Source organism: Tsuneonella dongtanensis (assembly GCF_001698205.1).
Lineage (GTDB): Bacteria > Pseudomonadota > Alphaproteobacteria > Sphingomonadales > Sphingomonadaceae > Tsuneonella > Tsuneonella dongtanensis.
The window spans coordinates 1,453,258-1,478,397 of sequence record NZ_CP016591.1; the positions used below are offsets into that span (position 1 = coordinate 1,453,258).

27 protein-coding genes are annotated in these 25,140 nt (G+C 67.2%); 11 read left to right on the forward strand and 16 right to left on the reverse strand.

Annotated features, from left to right (window positions below):
- Positions 1-25: 25 nt before the first annotated feature.
- A complete protein-coding gene (locus A6F68_RS06965; protein WP_157096680.1) occupies positions 26-730 on the forward strand; it encodes a hypothetical protein in 705 nt (234 codons plus the stop codon).
- On the opposite strand, the gene A6F68_RS06970 is transcribed toward A6F68_RS06965, so the two are convergent.
- The 6 genes from A6F68_RS06970 to crcB are packed head-to-tail and all read right to left on the reverse strand — an operon-like array spanning position 727 to position 4,491.
- The gene (locus A6F68_RS06970) at positions 727-1,425 is read right to left on the reverse strand and encodes an ATP12 family chaperone protein (RefSeq protein ID WP_067682236.1); all 699 of its coding nucleotides are present in this window, start codon (positions 1,423-1,425) and stop codon (positions 727-729) included. The genes A6F68_RS06965 and A6F68_RS06970 overlap by 4 nt on opposite strands.
- Positions 1,422-1,676 (reverse strand): hypothetical protein, encoded by a 255-nt coding sequence (locus A6F68_RS06975; RefSeq protein ID WP_067677787.1) that lies wholly within the window; start codon positions 1,674-1,676, stop codon positions 1,422-1,424. The genes A6F68_RS06970 and A6F68_RS06975 overlap by 4 nt, the downstream gene beginning before the upstream one ends.
- Positions 1,669-2,319: an HAD-IA family hydrolase gene (locus tag A6F68_RS06980; RefSeq protein ID WP_067677790.1), complete on the reverse strand. Its 651-nt coding sequence runs from the start codon at positions 2,317-2,319 to the stop codon at positions 1,669-1,671. The genes A6F68_RS06975 and A6F68_RS06980 overlap by 8 nt, the downstream gene beginning before the upstream one ends.
- Positions 2,316-2,927: an FMN-binding negative transcriptional regulator gene (locus A6F68_RS06985; protein ID WP_067677793.1), complete on the reverse strand. Its 612-nt coding sequence runs from the start codon at positions 2,925-2,927 to the stop codon at positions 2,316-2,318. Before A6F68_RS06985 ends, A6F68_RS06980 begins: the two co-directional genes overlap by 4 nt.
- Positions 2,927-4,072, reverse strand: coding sequence for an RluA family pseudouridine synthase (locus A6F68_RS06990; protein ID WP_067677796.1), 1,146 nt, complete (start codon positions 4,070-4,072; stop codon positions 2,927-2,929). The genes A6F68_RS06985 and A6F68_RS06990 overlap by 1 nt, the downstream gene beginning before the upstream one ends.
- Entirely contained in the window at positions 4,069-4,491 is a 423-nt protein-coding gene (crcB, locus tag A6F68_RS06995) for a fluoride efflux transporter CrcB (RefSeq protein ID WP_232308216.1), read from the reverse strand. The genes A6F68_RS06990 and crcB overlap by 4 nt, the downstream gene beginning before the upstream one ends.
- 180 nt (positions 4,492-4,671) lie before the next feature.
- Between crcB and rpsU the strand changes: the two genes are divergently transcribed.
- From rpsU to A6F68_RS07045, 10 genes are all read left to right on the forward strand, one after another.
- Positions 4,672-4,878, forward strand: coding sequence for a 30S ribosomal protein S21 (rpsU, locus tag A6F68_RS07000; RefSeq protein ID WP_067677802.1), 207 nt, complete (start codon positions 4,672-4,674; stop codon positions 4,876-4,878).
- Between the two features lie 91 nt (positions 4,879-4,969).
- The gene (locus A6F68_RS07005; protein WP_067677805.1) at positions 4,970-5,560 is read left to right on the forward strand and encodes an FKBP-type peptidyl-prolyl cis-trans isomerase; all 591 of its coding nucleotides are present in this window, start codon (positions 4,970-4,972) and stop codon (positions 5,558-5,560) included.
- Positions 5,561-5,647: 87 nt separating this feature from the next.
- Entirely contained in the window at positions 5,648-7,327 is a 1,680-nt protein-coding gene (locus tag A6F68_RS07010; RefSeq protein ID WP_067677808.1) for a DUF4153 domain-containing protein, read from the forward strand.
- A 50-nt stretch (positions 7,328-7,377) separates the two neighbouring features.
- Positions 7,378-7,680 carry an Asp-tRNA(Asn)/Glu-tRNA(Gln) amidotransferase subunit GatC gene (gatC, locus tag A6F68_RS07015; protein ID WP_067677812.1) on the forward strand — a complete coding sequence of 101 codons (303 nt, stop codon included), beginning with the start codon at positions 7,378-7,380 and terminating at the stop codon, positions 7,678-7,680.
- Positions 7,680-9,164 carry an Asp-tRNA(Asn)/Glu-tRNA(Gln) amidotransferase subunit GatA gene (gene gatA / locus A6F68_RS07020; RefSeq protein ID WP_067677815.1) on the forward strand — a complete coding sequence of 495 codons (1,485 nt, stop codon included), beginning with the start codon at positions 7,680-7,682 and terminating at the stop codon, positions 9,162-9,164. Before gatC ends, gatA begins: the two co-directional genes overlap by 1 nt.
- Positions 9,161-10,354 (forward strand): glycosyltransferase family 4 protein, encoded by a 1,194-nt coding sequence (locus tag A6F68_RS07025; protein ID WP_198152701.1) that lies wholly within the window; start codon positions 9,161-9,163, stop codon positions 10,352-10,354. Before gatA ends, A6F68_RS07025 begins: the two co-directional genes overlap by 4 nt.
- Positions 10,355-10,426: 72 nt before the next feature.
- The gene (gatB, locus tag A6F68_RS07030) at positions 10,427-11,926 is read left to right on the forward strand and encodes an Asp-tRNA(Asn)/Glu-tRNA(Gln) amidotransferase subunit GatB (protein WP_067677818.1); all 1,500 of its coding nucleotides are present in this window, start codon (positions 10,427-10,429) and stop codon (positions 11,924-11,926) included.
- An 88-nt stretch (positions 11,927-12,014) separates the two neighbouring features.
- The gene (locus A6F68_RS07035) at positions 12,015-12,878 is read left to right on the forward strand and encodes a hypothetical protein (protein ID WP_067677821.1); all 864 of its coding nucleotides are present in this window, start codon (positions 12,015-12,017) and stop codon (positions 12,876-12,878) included.
- A complete protein-coding gene (locus A6F68_RS07040; protein ID WP_067677824.1) occupies positions 12,875-14,062 on the forward strand; it encodes a M48 family metalloprotease in 1,188 nt (395 codons plus the stop codon). The genes A6F68_RS07035 and A6F68_RS07040 overlap by 4 nt, the downstream gene beginning before the upstream one ends.
- The gene (locus A6F68_RS07045) at positions 14,059-14,652 is read left to right on the forward strand and encodes a hypothetical protein (protein WP_067677827.1); all 594 of its coding nucleotides are present in this window, start codon (positions 14,059-14,061) and stop codon (positions 14,650-14,652) included. The genes A6F68_RS07040 and A6F68_RS07045 overlap by 4 nt, the downstream gene beginning before the upstream one ends.
- Before the next feature lies 1 nt (position 14,653).
- Here A6F68_RS07045 and A6F68_RS07050 read toward each other — a convergent pair whose 3' ends face one another.
- The 10 genes from A6F68_RS07050 to hisG form a co-directional block, all read right to left on the reverse strand.
- The gene (locus A6F68_RS07050; protein WP_198152702.1) at positions 14,654-15,517 is read right to left on the reverse strand and encodes a GGDEF domain-containing protein; all 864 of its coding nucleotides are present in this window, start codon (positions 15,515-15,517) and stop codon (positions 14,654-14,656) included.
- Positions 15,518-15,781: 264 nt separating this feature from the next.
- Positions 15,782-16,426, reverse strand: a complete 645-nt coding sequence (locus A6F68_RS07055) for a helix-turn-helix domain-containing protein (RefSeq protein WP_067677830.1) — start codon at positions 16,424-16,426, stop codon at positions 15,782-15,784.
- 73 nt (positions 16,427-16,499) lie between these two features.
- Positions 16,500-17,417 carry an acyl-CoA thioesterase gene (locus tag A6F68_RS07060; RefSeq protein WP_067677834.1) on the reverse strand — a complete coding sequence of 306 codons (918 nt, stop codon included), beginning with the start codon at positions 17,415-17,417 and terminating at the stop codon, positions 16,500-16,502.
- A gap of 34 nt (positions 17,418-17,451) precedes the next feature.
- Complete coding sequence (locus A6F68_RS07065) at positions 17,452-18,324, reverse strand: cupin domain-containing protein (RefSeq protein WP_067677837.1); 873 nt, start codon at positions 18,322-18,324, stop codon at positions 17,452-17,454.
- Positions 18,325-18,330: 6 nt separating this feature from the next.
- On the reverse strand, positions 18,331-19,464 hold the full coding sequence (locus A6F68_RS07070) for a GNAT family N-acetyltransferase (protein WP_067677840.1): 1,134 nt from the start codon (positions 19,462-19,464) through the stop codon (positions 18,331-18,333).
- A gap of 155 nt (positions 19,465-19,619) precedes the next feature.
- Positions 19,620-21,710 (reverse strand): sodium-translocating pyrophosphatase, encoded by a 2,091-nt coding sequence (locus tag A6F68_RS07075; RefSeq protein ID WP_418368992.1) that lies wholly within the window; start codon positions 21,708-21,710, stop codon positions 19,620-19,622.
- Between the two features lie 192 nt (positions 21,711-21,902).
- Positions 21,903-22,772 (reverse strand): thiamine-phosphate kinase, encoded by an 870-nt coding sequence (gene thiL / locus A6F68_RS07080; protein ID WP_067682247.1) that lies wholly within the window; start codon positions 22,770-22,772, stop codon positions 21,903-21,905.
- Positions 22,769-23,218 (reverse strand): transcription antitermination factor NusB, encoded by a 450-nt coding sequence (gene nusB / locus A6F68_RS07085; RefSeq protein ID WP_067677846.1) that lies wholly within the window; start codon positions 23,216-23,218, stop codon positions 22,769-22,771. Before nusB ends, thiL begins: the two co-directional genes overlap by 4 nt.
- The gene (gene hisD, locus A6F68_RS07090) at positions 23,215-24,504 is read right to left on the reverse strand and encodes a histidinol dehydrogenase (protein ID WP_067677849.1); all 1,290 of its coding nucleotides are present in this window, start codon (positions 24,502-24,504) and stop codon (positions 23,215-23,217) included. The genes nusB and hisD overlap by 4 nt, the downstream gene beginning before the upstream one ends.
- Entirely contained in the window at positions 24,501-25,118 is a 618-nt protein-coding gene (gene hisG, locus A6F68_RS07095) for an ATP phosphoribosyltransferase (protein WP_257784462.1), read from the reverse strand. Before hisG ends, hisD begins: the two co-directional genes overlap by 4 nt.
- Positions 25,119-25,140 lie beyond the last annotated feature (22 nt).

The window sequence follows — 25,140 nt, forward strand, 5'->3', positions numbered from 1 at the left end:
CAAAGATTCAGGGAAAATTGCCTCGATGTCATTGCTTGCCGCCACGTTCCTCGCATCCGCCCCGGTCGTTCGTCCACCCGAGCCCGTCGTCCAACACTACCGGGCCTCGATGAGCCCATCCTGCTCCGAGTGGACGCAGGCGAATAAGGGGGAAGGACCCGATCCAGAGATTGCCAAATTGATCTACACCGGCTGGGTGCGCGGTTATCTATCAGGCCTTAACGTTTTCGGACCCTATCAGACCCGCGACATCATCGGGGGTAGGGCGCCATCAAGCTATTCGAGTATCGTCGATGAGTACTGTGCCCGTCACGCCGACAGGATCGTCGCCGATGCGATGGATAGCGTTGCCTCGGCGCTGTCTGGCGAACCGGCGATCCCGGTTGCGCGCGAGAAGTTCACGGGAAAACGGAAGGCCGTCGTCAACTGGGCGTCGACTTGCGCGGACTGGCAACAACCGAACAAGATTGCGCGCATGGGAGACCGAATCGTTCTTCATGGCTATCTAACTGCGCACAACCGATTTGGGCCTGATACCGATGGCGACGCCACCGGGCGCGTAACCGGTGACGTGGTGGAAGGTTTCGTCGACCGATGGTGTGAAGGTCACCGGGAAGCACTGCTGTTCCTCGCAGTGGAGCCATTGGTCGAATTCATGCGGACCGAGCGCGCGGCAGGCCGCCTCCCGCCCAACGGCAGGTATTCGACGGACGTCGTCTCCGATCGCTAGGACGGGTCCAAGGATTTCGCGAACCGTGCCGATCGCAGGAAATCGGCACGGCGCTTCACCCGCCGTTCCTCGGCGAGTGCGTCGCTGCCCCACAACTCGACTTGCCAGGCCTCCTCGAGCTCGGCGGCATCCCACAGCGCTTCGGCGTCGGCATCCGGGAGGAGCGCCGACAGCCCGACACTGAGCGAGGCGGCGAGCGACGTCATGACTTCGAGCGCGGCAAGCGTGAACGGATCGAGCGCAGCGAGCCGCGCCCGCAGGCATGCAAGGGTTTCGGCGGGCTGCGCGCGGTGGACGATGCCGCTCACCCGCTCCAACCGGACCCCCTCGCGGGCTTCGAACGCGGTCAGCAGCGGTTCCCACACCGCCTGCTGGCGCTTCCACAAGGGCTCGTCGGGATCGGCGCGGTAACAGAGCGTGTCGGTCTCGGCATAGCGCAGCAGCTTGTCGATCGTATCGTCCCGCGCGCCCGCGACCATGTCGATCGCGTAGTCCGCCATGTCGCGCAGCGGAAAGGATGCGGCGTCGATTTCCTCGCCTTGCGAGGCCCATTCGGCCGCCAGCATGTCGGCAAGCGCACGCGTGGGTATCACCTGCGCCGCGCCCATCTGGGTCCGGATAGGCCGTCCGTCGAGCGCGACGCGCCAGCCGCCGTCCGACTCGACGACCGAAACGTCGTTCCAGAAGCGCTTCATTCGGACGGCGTCCGCCACTTGTGCGCCATGATCAGCGGCATGAAAAACCCGTCGAACAGGCCGATCACGATGAAGAAATAGCCGAGGAACTGGTCAAGGTCGCCGGCGACGCTCACCGCGCCCTGGGTGAGCAGGATACCGAAGAGGACCAGTGCGAAGCCGACAAACCGCATCGCGTTGAGCACCACGAACCGCTGCCGTTCCCGGTCGGTCGGCGGGGTCGGGGTGAATTCGGGAGGGCGGCTAGCCATCGAGGAGGTCCTTGAGTTCGCGCGTGTCGCGGGCCACCGCGGCGGCTCCCGCGGCGATGAGTTCGCTGGCGGCGTGGTATCCCCAGTCGACCCCGATCGCGCGGACGCCGGCAGCGCCCGCCATCGCGATGTCGAAGGTGGTATCGCCTATCATGACAGCATCGTCCGCTGTGGCACCTGCCTCGACCAGCGCCGCCTCGAGCATCGCAGGGTGCGGTTTCGAGGGGTGCCGGTCGGCGGTCTGGAGTGATACGAACAGGTCCGCGATCCCGTGTCCGGCGAGACATGCGGCAAGGCCCCGGTCGGACTTGCCGGTGGCCACGGCGAGTGCCCAGCCGTCGGCGAGAAGGGCGCGAAGGAGCGCCTCCATCCCGTCGAAAAGAGGTTCCTCGAGCCGGCCCTGTTCGCGGCTCGTGCGAAACGCCGTCTTGTAGCCCTCGACGGCGGCGACGACCCGTTCAGCCGGGGCGTGCGGGGCAAGCTGGCGAACGGCCTGCGGCAGGCTCAGGCCCACGATGCGGCGGATCGCGTGGCGGTCGGGCGGAGTGAGGCCGGCTCCGGCAAAGGCGATCTCCATTGCCTCGCACACCGGCGCCTGCCCGTCGACGAGCGTGCCGTCGCAATCGAACACCGCGAGTTTCACGCGAGCAGCGTCCGCATGAGCTGGGCGAGGGCGGGGGAACCGGCAGCCTCGTGCCCGGCGGCGATCGCTTCGCGCTCTTCCGCCGATTTCTTCTGCGACAGCTTGAGGGTAGGCCGCCAGGCCAGCACTTCCATCTCGAACCCTACGATCGCGCTCAGCAGCTTGCGCCACATGTCGGGCGGAGTCTCGTTTGCCGACCACTGCTCGCCGCCCGAAGCCGCCGAGAGCCGCCCTTCATGCTTGTCGATCAGCGCATAGAGGAAAGCGTCGGTGCCTTCGGTTTCCATGCGGCGCACGCGGCCTTCCAGCTCGAGCGTGACGTAGTCCCACGTCGGCACCGTGGCCCGGTCGCCGTACCAGCGCGGGCTGACGTAGGCGTCGGGACCGTTGACGACGATCAGCGCGGTCTCTCCGCCGAGCCAGCGGGTGAGCGCGTTCCCGCGCGACAGGTGGAACTGCACCGCGCCGTCTCCGGTCGAGAGCAGCGGGGTATGCGCCACGCGCGGTCCATCGGGAGTCGAAGCGAAGACCATGCCGAAGCTGATCTCGTCGATCAGCGCTTCCAGCAGCGCGCGATCATCGCTCCGGAACAACGGGTTCGGGTGCATCAGCGACGGCCCTTTCCGCCACCCTTTCCGGTCGGCTTCTTGCTTGGCGCCGCGTTGGCCACGGCGCGGCCCCGCCGGGTCGGCTTGCTCTTGCGCATCTGCTTGGCGTGCTGGCGCGCCGCCTGCTTCTTTTCTTCCTTGGAGCGTTCGGGCGGTCCCTCGGTAGGCGCGGCGTCGCTCAGGTTCGGGTCGAAGCCGAGCTGCTCCATGCTCGCCGCGAAATGCTCGGGCAGGTCGGCGGTGACGTCGAGCTTTTTGCCGTACCCCTTGCCTTCGGGATGGTCGATGATCAGGCGCCGCGCGTGAAGGTGCATCTTGCGGCTGACGCTGCCGGTAAGGAACGCGTCCTGCCCGCCGTACTTGCCATCGCCGACGATGGGGTGGCCGATCGCGGCCATGTGCGCACGGAGCTGGTGCGTGCGTCCCGTCAGCGGCTCGAGCTCGACCCAGGCGGCGCGGTTGCCGGCGCGATCGACCACGCGGTACCGGGTCTTGGCGGGCTGGCCGTTCTCTTCGTCGACGTGCATCTTCTCGCCGCCCGTGCCGGGCTGCTTGGCCAGCGCGGCCTCGATGAGGCCATGCGCCACATCGGGCACGCCGGCGACCAGCGCCCAGTAGATCTTCTTCGCGCTTCGCCCCGAGAACCGCTTCGAGAAGAACGCCGCGCTCCCCGGCGTGCGCGCGACGAGCAGAACGCCGCTGGTATCCTTGTCGAGCCGATGGACCAGGCGCGGGCGCGGATCGCCTTCGTCCATGAAGGCGTCGAGCAAGCCGTCGACGTGGCTCGTCGTCTTGGTGCCGCCTTGCGTCGCTAGGCCGGGCGGCTTGTTGAGCACGATCGCCGCCGGAGTCTTTTCGATGACCATCGCCTGCGCGGACGCGATCTCCTCGTCCGACAACTCGCGCCGCTTCGGCGCAGGCTTGCCCTTGGGCGCGTCGCCTCCCGGGGGAACGCGCAGCACCTGGCCTTGCGCGAGGCGGTCCTCCGGCTTTGCCCGCTTGCCGTCGACACGGATCTGGCCGGTGCGCGCCCAGCGGCTCACGGTCGCGAAGCCGACCTGCGGCAGGTGCCGCTTGAACCAGCGGTCGAGCCGCACGCCGTCGTCATCGGCGGCGACGGTGAACTGGCGGACATCCTTGCTCATGCGAGGCGCATCGCGATGAGGCCGAGGTAAAGGCCGGTGAGGCCAGCGAGGACCGATATCGCGGCATAGGCGAGGGCGGTGCCGGCCTGGCCGCGCTCGATCAGCAGCATGAGTTCGAGGCTGAAGGCCGAGAAGGTCGTGAAGCCGCCGAGAAGGCCCACCCCGACGAGCAGCCGCCAGGTCTCCCCGCCGGTTCCGAACTTCGCCAGCCATCCGGCGAGGAGCCCCATCGCGAAACTGCCGATCACGTTGACAGACAGGGTGGCCCAGGGAAACGCCGTGATCGCCGAAGGGCCGAAGGCGTGGCTCATCGCGCGGCCCGTCTGGTACCGCAGCAGGGCGCCCGCGCCGCCTCCGGCAAAGACGAGGGCGCTCGCCGTAAGGGGGGAGGTCGCGTTCATCCCGCGGCCCTTAGCCATGCCGGCCCGTCCATGCAAAGCGCCCGTGAGGGTTGCAGAATCGCTCGTCCGCGGTTAAGGGCGCCCCGGTTCGGACGCGTCCGGGAACGGATGCGCCGCTTTTTTCGTATGTTTACAAAGGCGATTATCCCGCCAGACGATGCGGGCTCTGGGCTTTTGCTGTGAGGTGTTGGACTTTTTATGCAGATCATCGTTCGCGATAACAACGTCGACCAGGCTCTCCGCGCGCTCAAGAAGAAGCTGCAGCGCGAAGGCGTGTACCGCGAAATGAAGCTGCGCCGCCACTACGAGAAGCCGAGCGAGAAGCGCGCCCGCGAAAAGGCAGCCGCCGTTCGCCGCGCCCGCAAGCTCGAGCGCAAGCGCATGGAACGCGACGGCGCGAAGTAAGCGCGACTTGCGCCGATCACGGCACTAAGGCATCGGGGCGCGGAGCAATCCGCGCCCCTTGTCGTTGGGGCCAACGATTCAGGACCCGAGCATGACCGAGATCACCCGCGTTCCCCTCCAGCCGATCGCCAAGGGATCGCTGACGAAACTCTGGCTCGGGGTCATCGCCGCCGCGCTGCTCGGCGCAGGGATCGCCTGGGCGAGCGTGCCCGCGGGCGTGGAGCTTGACACGATCACCGAAGGTAGCGGTCCGACCCCCGGTGCAAACGACGTGGTGTTCATCAAGTATGTCGGCAAGCTGGCCGACGGCACCGAGTTCGACCGGTCGCGCGAGCTTCCTTTCCCGACCAACGGCATCATCCCTGACGGTATGCCGATGCAGGTGTCGGGCGTGGTCCCCGGTTTCTCGGAAGGGCTGCAGAAGATGCAGAAGGGCGGCAAGTACGTGCTGCGCATCCCCGCCGACAAGGGCTATGGCGCCACCCCGCCTCCCGGCGCGCCCATCCCGCCCAACGCCGATCTCGAGTTCGAGGTCGAGCTGGTGGACTTCATGAGCGAAGAGGACGCCCAGCGCCGCTTCCAGGTGCTGCAGCAGATGATGCAGGCGCAGCAGGGCGGGCAGGCTCCGGGCGGGGCCGGGGCCGGCGATGCGCCTGCGGCCACTCCCGCGCCGCCGCAATAAGGGCGATTTCACGCAAATCTCACCGTTCGCTCATGCCTCGTGCATGAAGACGCGTTATCTCCCGGCTGTCTGAGCGAGGGAGCGCGCATGAACGACGAGACGATCGAGCGGCAGGACTGGCCGCTGCTGCCGTGGGTGCTGGCGGGCATTCTGGGCCTGTCGGGCTTCATGATCTGGCTGGTCGGGGGAGAGGACGGACCCGGCACCCGCGACGGCTTGGCCGCAGCGGCCGGCGCGTTCTTCTTCTTCGGCGGCATTGCCCTTGCCTTCACGATCGACCGCGACCGATGGAAAGAGCCGGTCGCCTTTTCGGCGCTGGTCGGCCTCGTCATGGCCGGGCTCGCCTGGCGGACGGTCGGTGGGTCCGAATCGATCGCCGCCCCCGAATATGGCTTCCTTGCCGGGGTGATCGCCACCGGGCTCGCGCTGCCGCTGTTCCAGGCGGGGTTCCATCGCAGTCGCTGGCGGACCCCCTACCGCGCGGTCCACGACAACGTCTGGACCGATGCGATCTGCTTTGCCGGCAGCATGGCTTTCCTCGGCGCTTCGTGGCTGCTGCTGGTCCTCCTCAGTGAGCTGTTCCGCCTGCTCAAGATCGACCTGCTGCGCGACCTGATGGACCAGGCGTGGTTCGGCTGGACGTGGTCGGGCGCGGCGTTCGGCGCGGCGCTGGGCGTGCTGCGCAACGAATCGGGGATTCTCGGCACTCTCAAGCGGGTGGTGATGACCGTGCTGTCGATCCTGGCGGTGCCGCTGGCGGCCGGGCTGGCGCTGTTTCTGGTCGCCATGATCGTCTCCGGACCGGACGTCCTGTGGCAGGCGACGCGCAATGCGACGCCCATCCTGCTGCTGTGCGCCGCGGGCGCGTGGGTGCTCGCCAACGCGATCGTGCGCGATTCCGACAGCGAGATGAGCGGCAACCGCCTCCTGCGCGGGGCCGCACTGCTCCTCGTCGTGATCGTCCTGCCGCTGACGGTGTTCGCCGCGGTGTCGCTGGGCACCCGCATTGCGCAGCACGGCCTCAGTCCCGAGCGGCTCTGGGGCATAACCGCCATCGCGGTCGCGACAGCCTATGGCCTTGCCTGGTTCGTCGCGGTGATCCGCAGCTGGCGAGGAGACGCGTGGCGCGAGAACGTGCGGCGGGCGAATCTCCACCTGGCGGTCGCGATCAGCGGCATCGCGCTGCTGCTCGCGCTGCCGATCCTCGACTTCGGCGCGATCAGCGCCCGCCAGCAGGTCGCTCGGCTCGAAAGCGGCAAGGTGAGCGCGGACGACTTCGATTACGCGGCGCTGCGCTGGGACTTCGGCAATGCGGGCCGCAAGGCGCTCGCCCGGCTTGCGGAGACCGGTGGCAAGGCCGGGGAAATGGCGACGCTGGCGCGCAAGCAGACCGAGCGGATCTACAGCTTCGACCGCGACAACCAGTTCCGCACCGAGGCGGAGATCGACGTGAGGGTCATCCCCGAAGCCGACGCCGCGCTGCGCAAGCTCGTCGTGGATCACCTGCGGAGCCACGCGTATCTCTGCCCGGAATTCTGCATCGCGCTCGACCTGGGGCCCCACAAGGACGGCGGACGCGAGGTCGCCTTCGTGATGAACGGCCGCTACCAGCGCGTCGCGCTGCCGCAGGGCACGCTCGAGCCGACCACCGAAGTGGCGCCGGCCGGGGCACGCGCGTTCGGGCGCGACACCAGGGTAGAGGTGCAGTCCATCGAGAAGCGCTATATCGTGGTCGATGGTCGCCCCATCGGGCCGCCGCTCGATTAGGGGCGCGCGACCCGCTTGATGCAGTGCAGCATCGCCGCTAACGCGCGGGCATGTCCGTAGACCGCGAAACAGTGGCCAAGATCGCGAGCCTCGCGCGCATCCAGATGGATGACGCGGCGCTCGAGAAGCTGGTGCCCGAATTCAACAACATCCTCGCCTGGGTCGAACAGCTCGGCGAGGTCGATACCAGCGGCGTCGAGCCGATGACCGCGGTGATCGAGAACCACCTGCGCCTGCGCGACGACGTGGTCGATGCCGATCCGCTGACCGGCGGCGGCGTGCGCGACGCGGTGCTGGCGAATGCGCCCGCCGCCGAGCACGGGTTCTTCGGCGTGCCCAAGGTGATCGAGTAATGAGCGACCTCACCGAGCTCGGCGTCAAGGCGATCCGCGACGGGGTCGCCTCCGGACAGTTCTCCGCGCGCGAAGTGGCCGAAGCGTTCAACGCGAACGTGGCGGCGGCGCAAGCGGCGCTGAACGCCTTCATCGTCGTCACGCCCGAAAAGGCGCTCGAGGCGGCCGACGCGGTCGATGCGGCGCGCGCGAAAGGCGAGACGCTTGGCAAGATGGCGGGCGTGCCCATCGGCATGAAGGACCTGTTCGCCACCAAGGGCGTCCAGACCACCGCCGCGAGCCACATCCTCGAAGGCTTCGTGCCCGAGTACGAAAGCACCGTCAGCGCCAACCTGTGGAAGGCGGGCGCGGGGATGCTGGGCAAGCTCAACCTCGACCAGTTCGCGATGGGCTCGTCGAACGAGACGAGCTATTTCGGCAACGTCATCAGTCCGTGGCGCAAGCAGGGCAGCAATGCCGCGCTCGCGCCGGGCGGATCGTCGGGCGGCAGTTCGGCGGCGATCGCGGCGCGGCTGTGTCCGGCGGCGACGGGCACCGACACCGGCGGCTCGATCCGCCAGCCTGCGGCATTCGTCGGCATCAGCGGCATTAAGCCGACCTATGGCCGGTGCAGCCGGTGGGGCGTGGTGGCCTTCGCCTCCAGCCTCGACCAGGCCGGCCCGATGGCGCGCGACGTGACCGACTGCGCGATCATGCTCGAGGCGATGGCCGGGTTCGATCCGAAGGATTCGACCAGCCTCGACATGCCGGTTCCGCAGTGGGAAGCGGGCCTCGATCCCGACATGCGCGGCAAGAAGGTCGGCATCCCGCGCGAATACCGGATGGACGGTACCGACCCCGAAATCCTCGCCAGCTGGGATCGCGGGATCGAGTGGCTGCGCGATGCGGGCGCCGAGATCGTCGAGGTGAGCCTGCCGCACACCAAGTACGCGCTGCCCGCATACTACATCGTCGCTCCGGCGGAGGCCTCGAGCAATCTCGCCCGCTACGACGGTGTGCGGTATGGCCTGCGTGACCTGCCAGCGGGCGCGAACCTGCAGGACATGTACGCCGCCACCCGCGCCGCCGGCTTCGGCGACGAGGTCAAGCGCCGGATCATGATCGGCACTTACGTGCTCAGCGCGGGCTTCTACGACGCCTACTACAACCAGGCGCAGCGCGTCCGCACGCTGATCGCGAACGACTTCAAGGCCGCGTTCGAGCAATGCGACGTGATCCTCGCGCCGACGACGCCTACCGCCAGCTTCCCGCTCGGCGACAAGGTCGACGATCCGCTGGCGATGTACCTCAACGACGTCTTCGCGGTACCCGCGAGCCTCGCCGGCCTCCCCGCGATGAGCGTGCCTGCCGGGTTGAACGCCGACGGGTTGCCGCTCGGCCTCCAGATCATTGGCCGCGCCTTTGACGAGCAGGGCGTGCTGAATGCGGGGCTGGCGATCGAGCAGCGGGCGATGTTTAGCGCCAAGCCGGATCGATGGTGGTGAGCAGCCACGCCTCGCCCGGCGCATTGTCGCCGGACGGGAACCTCGGCCGGGCATTACGTGTCGGCTTCGTCGGTTTGAGGTCGCCCTTCGTCAAGGCGAACTGGAGCGGGACGCCGTATTACGCAATGACCGAGCTCAAGCGTCGGTTCGGTGGGCAGATGAGCGTCTATGACACCCCCGAACTCGATCGGCGGCTGTTCCAGCTCAACAAGGTCACGTCCCGCCTCGGTCTCGACATCCAGCGCGAGCCGCTTGTCTCTTGGGTGTACCGCGAGCGCCTCGACCGCATGATCGCGAACCATCGACCGCACGTGATCGTCTCGGTCGGCGCGACACAGAAACTGGCCCTGACCGATGCGCGCGTGCCGATCGTCCACGTTTCCGATGCGCTATTCGCCACGATCACCGGCTACTATCCGAGCTTTCGCAACCTGTCGCAGCGCACCTTGCGCCTGGGCAATGCCATTCAGCAGAAGCTGCTCGATAGGTGCGGCGCGGTCATGCTGAGCTCTACTTGGGCGCGCGACGATGCCATAGCGGCGTACGACATTGCCCCGGAAAAGGTTCATTCCGTACCGCTCGGGGCCAACATCGAGGAAGACCCGGGTTCGGACATCGCCTTGGAGCCGAAGGGCAGGCTCCGGCTCCTGTTCATCGGCATGGACTGGAAGCGCAAGGGCGGCCCGCGCACCATAGAGGTTTTCCGGCACGTGCGATCGCGGCATCCCGATGCGGAGCTGCACATCGTTGGCTGCGATCCGCCAGAGGCGCGCGGCGAACCCAATGTCCGGACGCACGGCATGCTCAGGAAATCGGACAAGGCACAGTATCGGCTGTTCGACGACTTGCTGCGCACGGCGTCATTCTTCGTCATGCCGAGTGAACAGGAGGCCTACGGACTTGCCTATTGCGAGGCAGCGGCGTTCGGTCTTCCGGTCGTCGCGCTGCAGACGGGCGGGGTGCCGACGATCGTCAGGCACGGCGAAACCGGCCTGCTCTTCGAAGGCTCGACGCCGCCCGATGCCATTGCCGACGCCATCATGGACCTTTGGCAAGATCGCGCCCGCTACGATGCATTCCGCGCGGCTGCCCGAACGCGCTACGAGGAGGAGCTCACATGGGAGGCCTGGGGCGACAGGGTAGAGCAAGCTATCCGGGACCTCGGCCGGAACGCCGGCGCAACCGGCTAGCGACCGGCGATTACGCGAGCCGGCAGAACTGCGCCCTTCCAAGGCGCACGATCACACGATAACGGAACAGGCATGAGCACCTACCGCATCCAGGGCGCAACGGGCGAATGGGAGGTCGTGATCGGCCTCGAAGTCCACGCGCAAGTCACTTCCAACGCCAAGCTGTTCAGCGGCGCGGCGACAGCCTTCGGGGCAGAGCCGAACAGCCAGGTCTCCCTCGTCGATGCGGCGATGCCGGGGATGCTGCCGGTGCCCAACCGCGAGTGCATCCGTCAGGCCGTCCGCACGGGCATGGCGATCGACGCGCAGATCAACGCGTGGAGCCGGTTCGACCGCAAGAACTACTTCTATGCGGACTTGCCGCAGGGCTACCAGATCAGCCAGCTCTACCACCCGATCGTGGGCGAGGGATCGCTGACGATCGAGGCGGACGAGAAGGCGGGCATCCCGGCTGACAAGGTGATCGGCATCGAGCGCATCCACGTCGAGCAGGACGCGGGCAAGCTGATGCACGACCAGCACCCGTCGATGTCCTACGTCGACCTCAACCGCAGCGGCGTCGCGCTGATGGAGATCGTCAGCAAGCCCGACATGCGCTCGCCCGCAGAAGCGGGGGCGTACGTGCGCAAGCTGCGCGCGATCCTGCGCTACGTCGGGTCGTGCGACGGCAACATGGAAGAAGGCTCGATGCGGGCCGACGTCAACGTATCGGTCCGCAAGCCTGGCGATGAATTCGGCACTCGGACGGAGACGAAGAACGTCAACTCGGTCCGCTTCGTCATGCAGACGATCGAGCACGAGGCGCGCCGCCAGGTCGACCTGATCGAGGACGGCGGCAAGGTCGTGCAGGAAACCCGGCTGTTCGACCCCAACACCGGCACCACCCGCTCGATGCGGTCGAAGGAAGACGCGCACGATTATCGCTACTTCCCCGATCCCGACCTGCTGCCGCTGGAACTCGACGAGGCGTTCCTCGCCGAATGCCGCTCGAGCCTGCCCGAACTGCCCGACGCGAAGCGTGCGCGCTATGTCGATGCGCTCGGCCTGTCGGACTACAACGCGCGCGAACTGACCGCCGAGGTCGAGACCTACGCGCGGTTCGAGCAGCTGCTGTCCGAGACGGCCGCGAAGCTCGGCAAGGGCGACAGGGACGTCGCCACGCAGGTCGCCAACTGGTCGCTCTCGGTCGCGCCGGGCGTGATGAACGCGCTGGGCAGCGAGGCCAACCCCGCGCACGCCACCGCGGCGGCGCAGGCGGCGATCCTCGGCATGCAGGCCGCGGGCGAGATCAGCGGCGGGCAGGCGAAGGAGATCTTCGAGATCGTCCTCAAGAGCGGTCGCGACCCTGCCGAGATCGCCGACACCGAAGGGCTGAAGCAGCAGTCCGATACCGGCGCGATCGAAGCGGTGATCGACGAGGTTCTCGCCGCCAATGCCGACAAGGTCGAGGAGTATCGCGGCGGCAAGGACAAGCTGTTCGGCTTCTTCGTCGGCCAGACGATGAAGGCGATGCAGGGCAAGGGCAACCCCGCCGTGGTCAACGACCTGCTCCGGAAAAAGCTCGACGGATGAGCCATTTGGGTGAACCGTGCGTTTTCATGCACGGTTCACCGAATTGATGCGAAAACCCCGCCTCCACTCGATCGGGGGGTCGCACCCTATGAAGCATTCAAAGACGGCTCTTGCAGTCGCTTTCCTCGCGCTTGCCCCGCTTGCGCCCGCGCACGCCCAGTTTGGCGGCGGCGAGGCGACTGCGGTACGCGAGGGTTTCACGCTGCCTGCGGGCGAAGTGAAAGTGCTCGTATTTCGTCCCAACGTCTCGGTCGGCGAGCAGACGACCGGCGGGATGAACCAGCCGAGCGTGGAATGGACCGAGGCGGCCAAGGGCCACCTTCTGGCGGCGCTGCAGAAGGAACAAAGTGCACGCGGCACCACGCTCGTCCTGGTGCCCGAGCTCGAGGGCGAGCAGAACCGCCTTGTCGCCGACTACACCGCGCTGTTCCGCACGGTCGCTGAGGCTGCGTTCCAGCACAAGATGTTCCCCGGCAATCGCCTGCCGACCAAGAAGAAGGAATTCGACTGGACGCTGGGCGCGGAGGCGGAGCGGCTGAAGGCGCTCGGCGGCGACTACGGCTTGTTCTTCTTCACTTACGATTCCTACGGCTCGACAGGTCGGAAGGTCGCGCAGATCCTCGGCGCGGTCATGGGCTTCGGGCTGATGAGCTCGGGCGTCCACGTCGGCTATGCCGGCCTGGTCGATCTTTCCAGCGGCGATCTCGTCTGGCTCAATGCGGACCTGTCCATGGGCGGCGATGTTCGTACCGCGGACGGTGCGGAAAAGCGCGTGGCCCAGCTGCTCGAGGAGTTTCCGGTGAAAGGTACCGGGACTGCGGTGGCGCAGCCCGCCAGGCCCGCAGTCGATCGCTCGGGCGAAGCGACGATCGAGCTTCCCGGCACCGGTGCGGTCGACGATCCGAAGACTGTTCCCGAAGCCGACGACAAGGCGAAGGAGCCGCAGCTGTGAGCGCGCGCCGTATCGCGACTGCGTTCGTTGCCGGGGCGCTGGCATTGCAGCCGCTCGCTGCCGCCCAGCCCGCACCGCCTCCGCCCAGCACCACCGGCTACGAGCCGGCCGACGAACTCGAGCGCGGGTTGTGGTACCAGGTCGACGAGGCCGAGCGGGAGATCAAGACGAGCAAGTTCCTCGTCACCGACCCGGCGCTCAATTCCTACGTGAACTTGGTTTTGTGCCGCACGGTGGGCGAGGATCGCTGCAAGGCGACGCGGCTCTACATCGTGCGTACCCCGCAGTTCAACGCGAGCATGGCGCCGAACGGGCTGACGATCGTCAACACCGGACTGCTGCTGCGCATGCGCGACGAAGCTCAGCTCGCTGCAGTCCTGGGGCATGAATTCACCCATTTCGAGAACCGCCACTCGGTGCGTCTGTTCAGGGACATCCGCAAGAAGACCGATGCCCTCTCGTGGCTCAGCTTTATCCCCATCCCGTACCTCGGGATGGCGAGCCAGATCGCGCTGATCGGCAGCGTCTATGGCTTCAGCCGCGACATGGAGCGCGAAGCCGATGCGGGCTCGATCGAGGAGCTCGTACGCGGCGGGTACGACCCGCGCGCGGCAAGCGCGATCTGGTCGCAGCTGGGCGCCGAGTTCGACGCCACCGCGGCCGAGCGCAAGCACAAGAGCCAAAAGGAACGCGGCGGCGGCTTGTTTGCCACCCACCCGCGCACGACCGAGCGCATGGGCACGCTTGCACAGCTCGCCGAAGCGAAGGCAGGGGCCGAGCCGGGGGTCACCCGTGCCGATGAGTTCAAGGCGGCGATCGGGCCATGGTGGGCGCGGCTGATCGACGACCAGATCAGCCTCGGCGATTTCGGCGGGACCGAATACCTGCTGGCGACCCTTGCCGGCGGCGAGCCATCGGGCTGGACCGCCGATCTGCTCTATGCGCGGGGCGAGTTGTATCGTGCACGGGCGAAAGAGGGCGACTTCGCGAAGGCGGCGGATTTCTACCGCCAGGCGATCGCCAAGGGCGATGCCCCGGTCGAAACGTGGCGCGGGCTCGGCCTCGCGCTCATGCGTGGCGGCGACCGCGAAGAGGGCAAGGCGGCATTGCGCGACTACCTGTCGCGCAACCCCGATGCCTACGACTACGCGATGCTCAGGGCGATGGCGGGAGAGGGCGCATGAAGCGGCTGATCGGATTTCTCGCGCTGGTTCTGGCGCTCTGGAGCGTTCCGGCCGCCGCCCAGTGGCGGTTGGTTCCGGCGGGCGAGGCGCGCGCCGTGGTCAACGGGGCGATGACCGTCTCTCCCAAGGGAGAATGGAACCGGTCCACCCAGCGCCCGACGAAACGCAGCGAGATCTGGACCAAGGACGGCACCACGCTCGGCGAGCTCGACTTCTGGCTCGGAGTGAAACCCGGCGAGCCGCTGTTCAAGGAACGGGACAAGAAGAAGGCGCCGTTGCCGAAGTTCGATCCGAACATGCTGCCCACCGACCTGGTGGAGTTCTTCGAGGATACCGCACGCACGGTCCTCGGCGGCTCGCTGTTCGAAACGACGTACGTGAAGCCGGCCATGCTCGCAGGCCATCCGGGAGTCGAGTTCGAGTTCGTCTACACCGGCGGGGACGAAGTCGCACGGCGCGGGCTGGTGCGCGGCGCGATCATCGGCGACCGCCTCTACCTCATCAACTGGGACGCGCCGAAGCTGCATTACTTCGACGAGCACGTGGACGACGTGCGCGCGATCATGGACAGCGCCCGCTTCGGCGGATGATCTAGTGCCAGCGGCGGGCGCGCTCCACCCGGTTGCGCCCGCGAGCCTTGGCAGCGATCAACGCCAGCTCGGCCTCGCGCAGCGTCGCGTCTGCCGAGACCGCGAAGCGCGCGACTCCCGCACTGGCGGTCAGGCGCTGGTCGTTCACGCCCTCGTTGAGCTCGGTCATCGCCGCCACGACGCGGGCACAGGCCGCGTGCGCCGTCGCTGCGTCGACTTCGGGCAAGAGCACGCCGAACGTACCCCCGGCTACGCGGCTGACGATGTCGTCGGCGCGGAGAAGGCTCTGCAGCAGGCGGGCAAAGGCAATAAGAACCCTGTCTCCGCCGCTGTGGCCATGGCGCAGGTTGATCGTGCGGAAGTGATCGAGATCGAACAGCGCAACGTGCCCGCCCGCGCCGTTGTCGATCAGGTGGCCCAGCATTCGGACGAACGCCTCGCGGTTGGTCAGGTGGGTGAGCGGGTCGGTCATCGCCGCAACGAACAGCCGGTCCTCGAGCGCGCGGCGATCGTCGATCGAGCGGAAGATACCAAGCGCGCCGGAAAGACCCGGCAGCGCGCCGAGCTTCATTTCCAGCCAGCGCTCGGCCCCGTCCTGCGCCACGGCCAGCACCTCCAGCCAGCCGCTGGCGTCATGCCCCCCGATCGCCGCCGAATGCTCTGCCAGCACCGCCTCGCTGCACGAGGGATGCACCAGCTCGAGCAGGTGACGCCCGACGGGGTCACCCGCGAAAGCGAGGCCCAGACCGGCGGTGGCCGGCGTGGCGTGGACGATGCGACCGGTACGGTCGGTCTTGATCACGAGATCGGTCGGGCTTTCCGCCACGAGTCGATAGAGTGCCGAGGCTTCCCCCGGCGAAATCATGCCCCACATCAATGTCGCCGCCCCTGTTCGGCGTGTCCCGAATCGGCAAACCGGCCCACCCGGAAAACTAACGATGCCCCCGACTGCGCATGCATAAGCTAACGCAACCACTCGAAAAGAGTATTACTACTCTCGTCTTGTCAGCGAAGCGCGTAAGTTTTAGCGTTAATCGGAACTAACGAACTGATAAAACTGACGAAAACGCGATTCGTTAACCACGTTTTATTTCGTCAATTGTGGATAACTTGCAAGCGGTATTTGACCCTACAATTCGATCATGATCCGCACGCGGGCCGGCTCGACTCCATAGGCCTCGGCGATCTGGCGTCGCCCCTGCTCGACCGCTTCGACCGGCCCCGTCGTCGCCGGCTCGAGGCCGCCGGGCGTTACTCCCAGTGCATCGGCAAGCGCGGCGAGCCGTCGTTCGACCGGGCGCGCCTTGCCGTGCTCCCAGGCCCAGACGGTGGGTTTGCTGACGCCCAGCTTGTCGGCGATGTCGGCCAGCGAGAGGCCGCGCTCCACCCGCAAACGGTGGAGGCGGGCACCGAAGCCCTCGGCGACGGGCAGGGCATGGCCGTCGCTGGTCCGAACGGCAGCGCGCAATTGCGCCGCGCTGAGTGCGGCGGCGGAAAGAGGCTCGTCGAAGCGGCAACCGTGCATCGGCGCGTCGACCCACACGACCCGCGCGATCCGCTCGCCGACTTCCGGAAGGTCGACCGAAAAGGAATCGCCTTCGTCCAGCGCGGGATCGCTCTCTACGAGCATGCCGGTCGCCGAGATGTTATGGACGGTGGCCGAGACCGATCGGCCATCCGCGAAGCGTCCGCTGACGCCCAGTCGAAGCGTGCGCCGCGGCGCGCCCCGCTGGTCGTCGGGTTCTTCGGTGTCGAAACGGGCATCGATGGACAAGGCTGTGAACTCCGCGATTGGCGGAGGAAAGGTCGCCCATCGGGGTTAAGACCGAGTTAGCTTGCCGTGAATTCTAGCGCGCGCGCGGCTCGTTTCGGCGGATCATGCCTTCCTGCGCGACGCTTGCGACAAGGCGACCGTCCTGAAAGATCTGTCCGCGATTGAAACCGCGGCTTCCTCCCGACCACGGGCTGTCGCAGGTGTAGAGCAGCCATTCGTCCGCCCGGAACGGCGCGTGGAACCAGATCGCGTGGTCCAGGCTGGCGCTTTTCACCTCTCCGCGCATCCACGACAGGCCGTGAGGCATGATGCTCGTACCCAGCAGCTGCATGTCGCTCAGGTAGGCGAGCACCGCGCGGTGGATACGTGGATCGTCGGGCAGCGTGCTGCGCGCCCGGAACCACGAGTTCTGCACCGGCTCCTGCGGGCCTTCGGTCAGCCAGTGCCGACCGGTCGCCGCGCGTATCTCGATCGGGCGAGGCTCGTTGAAGAAACGCCGCACCCGCTCGGGAAGCGTCGGCGCAATCTCGGCCCGCAGTTCTTCGTCGGACCGCAATTCGTCGGGCGAGGGTACCCGCGGCAGTTCGGCGCGTTCGTGCTCGAGGCCGGGCTGGTGCTTCTGGAAGCTGGCCGCGAGGTTGAGGATTGGCTGCATCCGGCCATCGGGGCCGGGTTGGCTGGCGACGACGCGCCGGTTCGAGAAGCTGCCGCCGTCGAGCTGGCGGTCGACGGTGTACTCGATCGGGTGATCCTCGCTGCCGCCGCGGAGGAAATAGGCGTGGAGCGAATGCGCCGCGCGATCCTCGTCGACGGTGCGTTCTGCCGCGATCAGCGCCTGCGCGATGACCTGGCCGCCGAACACGCGACCGACCCCGCCTTTCTTGCGCGCGCCCTCGAACCGGTCTTCACCAAGCGGAGCGGGATCCAGCAGGGCCAAGAGATCGGCGACGAGTTCGGCATCGGTGGCCTGGGCGGTGGGCGTTTCGGTCATCGCCGGTCGCCTTAGGACCAGCCTTACGTGCGCGTCAATTCGCTCCTGCCAACCGTCGCCATGCCCGCCATGCCCAGGCCTTGCCGCGGTTGGAGGCCGGCCACCGGCCCGGTGCCTTCGGAGCCATCCCCCAGCGGCGCAGGAGCGCATTCCAGCAGCGCGCGTCGGCTTCGGCGAACGACCAGTCGCTGCGCCAGGTGATCGACAACGAGATCGAGCTGGCAGGCCCGTTCTTGACGAAGTGGGGGGCCATGACGGGGACCATCAACGCCTCACCGGGGCCGATCGAGAAGGCGCTCCCTCCTGCCGCCAGCTCATCGCGCCAGTGGAGCTCGCGCGGGCCGCCCGAGTGGTAGCTCTCGTGAGTCTCGTCGGGTGCATAGCGATCGTTGCCGGCAGGGAACTGGGTCATGGTCTTGCTGCCCACGAGCTGGAGCAGGATGTTGTGCTCCGGGTCGAAATGATAGGGCGTGACCGCGTCGGGGCTCGAGATGAAGACGAAGCCCTGCGGACGCAGCATGGCGCCGGTCTTCGCCTCGATCATCGGCTGCAATTCGCCGAGCAGGGCAAGCAGGAGCGCCTGATACTCGGGAACCTGCTCGATGTTCTTGAGGACGGCCCAGGAATTCACCGAGGCGATATGGCGGATCGTGTCCTCGATCCCGATGCCGGTGCCACCCGGTTTTCCATCGATCCCGATCGGCAGGTCGCCCCGGTTGTACTCGATCGATGTCTCGGGGAGCTTGCCCGCGAGGATCGCCAGGGCATCGAGCGACAGGAGCGGGTTGTCGCGCAGGCGGTGCTCGATGACACGCGGCGTTTCGGGATAGGCGGAAGCGAAGGCGCAGCGTGCCGCGGGGCCGAAGACGGCGGTATCGAGCGCGGTGAATCCGGTTCGGGCGTCCATGATGCGTTACAGTCCGTGGTTGGAGCGGCCGGTTTCGGCGCGGAAGATGAGGGCGGCGGCGGCCCGGCGCGCCCGGCCGCCGATGGCCACGCTGACGCGGACGATCTCGCGCTTCTCGCGCCAGATTCGCTCGATCATGGGATGATCGGGCGCAGCGCAGCTGTCGCTCCAGGCCACGCCATCTCGGGCCAGCAGCGAGAGGTTTTCCCGCTGCAGCAGCACGCCGGGCGAGAAACGGGCGAGCCGTTCGTCATAGGCTGTCTTGAACGAGTAGATGCCGGGCAGGGCGACGAAGTTTGCGAGCATCGCGATCGGTTTCCCGTCGAGCGCAATTGCCAGCCGGTCGAGCTTGCCCGCACGCGCGGCGCCGGTGAGCGCGGAGCGGAAGAACGCGGCCGTGGCTGGATTGCAGGCCAGGGCCGATCCGTCCGCGCCCTTCCATCCCGCCGCTTCGAGCGAGAGGAAGTTCTCGATCCAGGCTTCCAGGTCTTCGCAGGCTTCGTGGCGCAGGACCGAAACGACGCCCTCGTCTGACAGGCGATTGAACTGGCGGCGCAGTTCCTTGCGCTTCTTGGTGCTGAGCGATGTGTCGTAATAGTCGCCGGGCGACTGATCGGAGCACAGCAACGCGCGCTCGATTCGATCGACGACGGCCGCAGGTCTTTTCTCGAGCAGACAGACATCGCGCAGGGCGGCGTAGAGCGGTCCATCGGCCGGAATGCCCTCGAGATGAAGGAACAGCGCTCCTCGCGCATTCTCGTCGGCTGAGTGCAGCAGCCCGCGCCAGAATGCGTGCTCGCACCCCGCTGCCACCAGCGGGACGCCGCAGAACGCATTGGTATGAAGCCAGTTGCGCATGTGGGGCAGGCGATGGCTCTCGTAGCGCGATGATCGGACGAGGGGCATAATCCCCGCCAGCCGTCCGCCCATCGTCAGGCTCGCCAGCGCGACCGATCCGGCTTGGTCGAATGCATCGAGGCTCGCTTCCACGAACCAGCGCTCGGCGAAAGAATTGGGCTCTGCCGCTTGTGCGGCGAGTGCATCCCAGCCGGACGGGTCGGCATGCGATTGCCATGGGGCGACCTGGAACTCGGTCGCGCACGCGGCGTCGCTTTCAGCCAGGCCGGCGGTGTACTTCATCCTGCGGTCGTGGTCCCTCGCTTGTCGCGGCCATCTGGCCGCTCGTGCGCTGGATACCGCGGGAGGTTGGCGGAAAATTTAACGCAGGCAAAGAAAACCCCGCCCCGTCTCGAAACGGGGCGGGGTCATCTGGTCCCGTTAAAGGGTCCGCGCGGTCAGACCGCGTGGCCACCCGCCAGCGCCGCGAGCAGCAGCAGCGCGACGATGTTGGTGATCTTGATCATCGGGTTCACGGCCGGGCCCGCGGTGTCCTTGTAGGGATCGCCCACGGTGTCGCCGGTCACCGCGGCCTTGTGGGCCTCGCTGCCCTTGCCGCCGTGGTTGCCGTCTTCGATGTACTTCTTGGCGTTGTCCCACGCGCCGCCGCCGGCGGTCATGGACAGCGCGACGAACAGCCCGCCGACGATCACGCCGAGGAGCAGGGCGCCGAGGGCCGCGAAGCCGTTGGCCTGACCCGCGATCGCGGCGATCGCGAAATAGACCACGATCGGCGCCAGCACCGGCAGCATCGAGGGGATGATCATCTCCTTGATGGCGGCCTTGGTGACCAGGTCGACCGTGCGGGCATAATCCGGCTTGGTCTCGTAGGTCATGATGCCCGGGTTGTTCTTGAACTGGTCGCGCACGTCGATCACCACGTCGCCCGCCGCGCGGCCGACGGCGGTCATGCCCATCGAACCGAACAGGTAGGGGAGCAGCGCGCCCAGCAGGAGGCCGACGATGACGTACGGGTTCTCCAGGCTGAAATCGACGTCGAGGTTCGGGAAGAACTCGCCGAGGTCGGTCGTGTAGGCGGCGAACAGCACCAGCGCGGCAAGGCCGGCCGATCCGATCGCGTAACCCTTGGTCACCGCCTTGGTGGTGTTGCCCACCGCGTCGAGCAGGTCGGTCTTCTCGCGCACGCTGTCGTCGAGGCCCGCCATCTCGGCGATGCCGCCGGCGTTGTCGGTGACAGGACCGTACGCATCGAGCGCCACGACCATGCCCGCCAGCGCCAGCATTGCGGTCGCCGAATAGGCGATGCCGATGAGACCGGCGAGCTGGTAGGCGATCACGATGCCCGCCACGATCACCAGCGTCGGCAGCGCGGTCGCTTCCATGCTGATGGCGAGGCCCTGGATCACGTTGGTGCCGTGGCCGGTTTCCGACGACTTGGCGATCGAGCGCACCGGGCGGTAGTTCGTGCCGGTGTAATACTCGGTGATCCAGATGATGAGCCCGGTGATGATGAGGCCGAGCAGCGAGCACCAGAACAGGTCCATGCCGGTAAAGGTGACGACCTGTTCGGCCATACCTTCTTCAGCGACCGACTCTCCCGCGCCGACATCGGCGAGGCTGCGGGTGATCTCGGTATCGAGGCCGATCGCCTGATCGATGCAGAGCCAGATCAGCGGGATCGAAAGGACCGCGGTGACGAGGAAGCCCTTGTACATCGCGCCCATCACGTTCTTGCCGCCGCCAAGACGGACGAAATAGGTGCCGATGATCGAGGTCAGGATGCACGCGCCGCCGATCAGCAGCGGCAGGCTCATCATCGGCATCAGCAGGTCGCCGAGGCCCTTGAGGAGCAGCGCGGTGAGCACCATCGTGGCGCCCACGGTGACGACGTAGGTCTCGAACAGGTCGGCGGCCATGCCGGCGCAGTCGCCGACGTTGTCGCCCACGTTGTCCGCGATGACCGCCGGGTTGCGCGGATCGTCTTCGGGGATGCCCGCTTCCACCTTGCCGACGAGGTCGGCGCCGACGTCGGCCGCCTTGGTGAAGATGCCGCCGCCCAGACGGGCGAAGATCGAGATCAGCGACGCGCCGAAGGCCAGCGCGACGAGCGCGTCGACAACGGTGCGGCTGTTCGCTTCGTAACCGAGCGAGTTGACCAGCACCCAGAAGAACACCGCGATCGCAAGGAGCGCGAGGCCTGCCACCAGCATGCCGGTAATCGCCCCGGCGCGGAACGCCATCGTCAGGCCTTCCTGCAGCCCGGTCGAGGCAGCCTGCGCCGTGCGGACGTTGGAGCGGACAGAGATATTCATCCCGATGAAGCCCGCCACGCCCGAGAGGATCGCGCCAATGACGAACCCGGTGGCCGAGATCGGCCCGAGGAACCAGCCCACGAGGATCGCGACCACGACGCCGACTATGGCGATCGTGGTGTACTGGCGCTTGAGGTAGGCCTGCGCGCCTTCCTGGATCGCCGCGGCGATTTCCTGCATCTTTTCGTTGCCGGCCGATGACCGCAACACCTGCATGCTGGTCAGCCAGCCGTAGAGCACGGCGAGCGCGCCCAGAAATATGGAAACTAGAACGAAGTCCACGGGAAGTCCCCTCCTGCTTGCGTGGATGATGGCCACCTCTCCCGGGTGGCATTAGAGGCCGCGAGGTATAGGGCAGCGACTCGGGCGCGCAAGTCCGAAACGGCGGGTTTTCGGTGGGTATCGGCGCTAGTGTTCGAAACCGAGCCGGGCGAGGTCCGGTATCTCGCGGTCCACCCGTAACGCGGCACTGTCCGGCCCGGTCACCGTGCCGATACGTCGCGCTGCAACCGGCAGTTGCCGATCGGGGGCGGCAGTGAAGACAAGCTGGTAGTCGTCGCCCCAGGTCACGCACGCGAGAATGCGCTCAGGATCGGCGACGGGAAAGGTGGCGCTGTCGAGATCGAAGGTGACCCGGCTCGCTTGAGCGATCCGGAACGCGTCGAGCAGCAACCCGTCCGACACATCCATCATCGCGTTGACGATAGGGGCGAGCGCCCGACCTTCGGCGAGCAGGGGGCGCGGTCGGCGATAGGCCAGGTCGGCAGCACTGCCCGAATTGCGCTCGGCCTCGGCCATGCCAAGCATCGCGAGACCCAATGAGCCGGTGACATAGACGGCATCGCCGGGTCGTGCGCCCGAGCGCGCCGGAACCGCTGCGAAATCGGTGCGGCCGATGGCGGTGCAGCTCCATGCGCGAGCGCCCGTGCCGCGAACCGTGTCCCCGCCGAGCAACGGGACGTCATAGTTGCTGAGTACTTCCTGCAAGCCTTCGACAAAACGCTCGTCGCCGGGCCCAAGACTGTGGGTCAGCAGCACCCCGACCGGCATCGCGCCCTTCGCGGCCAAGTCGGACAGGTTCACCGCGACCAGCTTCCAGGCGATGTCCGCGGGGTCCTCGTCGGCCCGGACATGCACTCCTTCAATCACGCTGTCGTGAGTGATGACGAGCGTCTCGCTGCCGATTTCGAGAACCGCTGCATCGTCCTCAAGCCCGCGTGCAGCGGGATGCGTCGCGATGCGGCGCAGGGCCTCGATGAAGGCGCTTTCGCCGCTCAGCGGACCACCTTGGCCACGGCATCGAGCACGCCGTTGACGAACTTCGCCTCGCGATCGTCGAAGAAAGCCTTGGCAACGTCGACCCATTCGCTGATCGCGGCGGCGACCGGCACGTCGGCGCGCGCCATGAGCTCGTAGGAGCCGCCGCGCAGGATTTGCAGCATCGTCTTGTCGAGGCGGGCGATGGTCCAGCCCTCGGCCAGCTTGGCGGTCAGGTGGCCGTCGATCTCATCCCGACGTGCGATTGTCCCGGATACGATGTCGTCGAAGAAATCGACCTCGGCGTCGGCAAGTTCTTCCTCGTCGACGGTCATCCCCAGCCGGTGCTGGTGGAATTCGTCGAGCAGGCGCGCGGTGCCGGTGCCCTCCATCTGGTGCTGGTAGAGCGCCTGGACGGCGGCGAGGCGGGCGGCCGAGCGGGCCTGTGAGCGGGGATTGCTGTTCATTTCAGTCTCAATTCGATCGATCGGGCATGTGCCTCGAGCCCCTCGGCATGCGCGAGCGCCACGGCTGCGGGACCGATTGCAGCCAGGGCTTCCGCGCCCAGCTCGATGAAGCTCGTGCGCTTCATGAAGTCCAGGACCGACAGCCCGCTTGAGAAGCGTGCTCGGCGTCCGGTGGGGAGGACGTGGTTGGGGCCCGCAACGTAATCGCCCACCGCTTCAGGGGCCATGCGACCGATGAAGAGGCTGCCCACGTGGCGGATGCCCTCGATGAAGGGTTCGGGATCGGACACCGCAAGCTCCACGTGCTCGGCGGCGAGCGCGTTGGCGAGCGGGATCGCCTGATCGAGGTTGTCGACGACGATCATCACGCCGTGATCGTCCCAGCTCTGGCGGGCGACTTTCCCGGTCCTGAGCATGGCGCACTGCACGTCGACCCGGTCTTCCACCTGCTCGGCGAACTGGGCGTCGTCGGTGATCAGGATCGATTGCGCGTCGGGGTCGTGCTCGGCCTGGCTGAGGAGGTCGGCGGCGATCCAGTCGGGGTCGTTGGCTCCGTCGGCAATGACGAGGATCTCGCTGGGGCCCGCGACCATGTCGATCCCGACGACACCGAAAAGCTGGCGCTTGGCCTCGGCCACCCAGGCGTTGCCGGGCCCGGTGATCACGTCGACGCGGCGTATCCGCTGGGTGCCATAGGCCAGCGCGGCGATCGCCTGCGCACCGCCGATACGCCAGACCTCGTCCACCCCGGCGACGTGCGCGGCGGCGAGCACTAGCGGGTTCGTGCGACCGCCCGGGGTCGGGGTGACCACGGCGAGGCGCTCAACCCCCGCGACCTTGGCGGGAATCGCGTTCATCAGCAGCGACGAGGGATAGGCCGCGCGTCCGCCAGGAACGTAGAGCCCCGCGGCATCGACCGGACGCCAGCGCGCGCCGAGGCGTACTCCGGCCTGGTCGGTCTCGTCGCGGTCGGTCGGAAGCTGGGCCTGATGATATGCCCGGATGCGGTCCGCGGCGAGGGTGAGCGCATCGCGCAACTCGGGATCGAGCGCGTCGAAAGCGGCCTTGCATGCCGCAAGATCGACCTGCCAGTCGCCGTCTTCGGTCAGCTGGTGGTCGTCGAAGCGGTGCGTGTACTCGCTGAGCGCTTCATCTCCCCTCGCCTTCACCCGCTGTAGAATTTCAGCCACGTCCGAGGTGACGTTTTCATCACTTTCGCGGCGGTCCTCGACGATGCGCCGAATGGCCTTGTCGAAACCGGGATCGGTGATCCTGAGCCGCTTCATGCCGCGATCTCGCGAAACCGTTCGACCAGCGCGGCGACGCGCGGGTCGGTCTTCAACGCTGCGCGGTTTACGATCAGCCGCGCGGTGATCTCCATGATCGTCGCGGTCTCGACGAGGCCGTTGTCCTTGAGCGTCTGCCCGCTCGACACGAGGTCGACGATCCGCCCCGCGAGGCCGAGAGCGGGAGCGATCTCCATCGCGCCGTTGAGCTTGACGCATTCGGCCTGCACGCCCTTCGCCTCGAAATGGCGGCGGGTCAGGTTGGGGTATTTCGTCGCGACCCGCACGTGGGTGGACCCGTCGATCGACGCGGCGCCCGCGGCAGGCTCCGCGACCGACAGGCGGCAATATCCGATACCCAGGTCGACCGGGGCGTAGAGGTCCGAATAGTCGAACTCCTCGACCACGTCGGCACCGACGATGCCCGCCTGCGCCGCGCCGTGGGCGACGAAGGTCGCGACGTCGAAGGCGCGCACCCGGATCAGCCGGAGATCGTCGTCCTGGCACGCAAAAGCCAGCCGCCGGTCGGCCTTGTCGTGGAAGCCAGCTTCAGGCACCACCCCGGCGCGCGCCATCAGCGGCAGCGCCTCGTCGAGGATGCGCCCCTTGGGCACGGCGAAGGTGATCGGTGAGGCT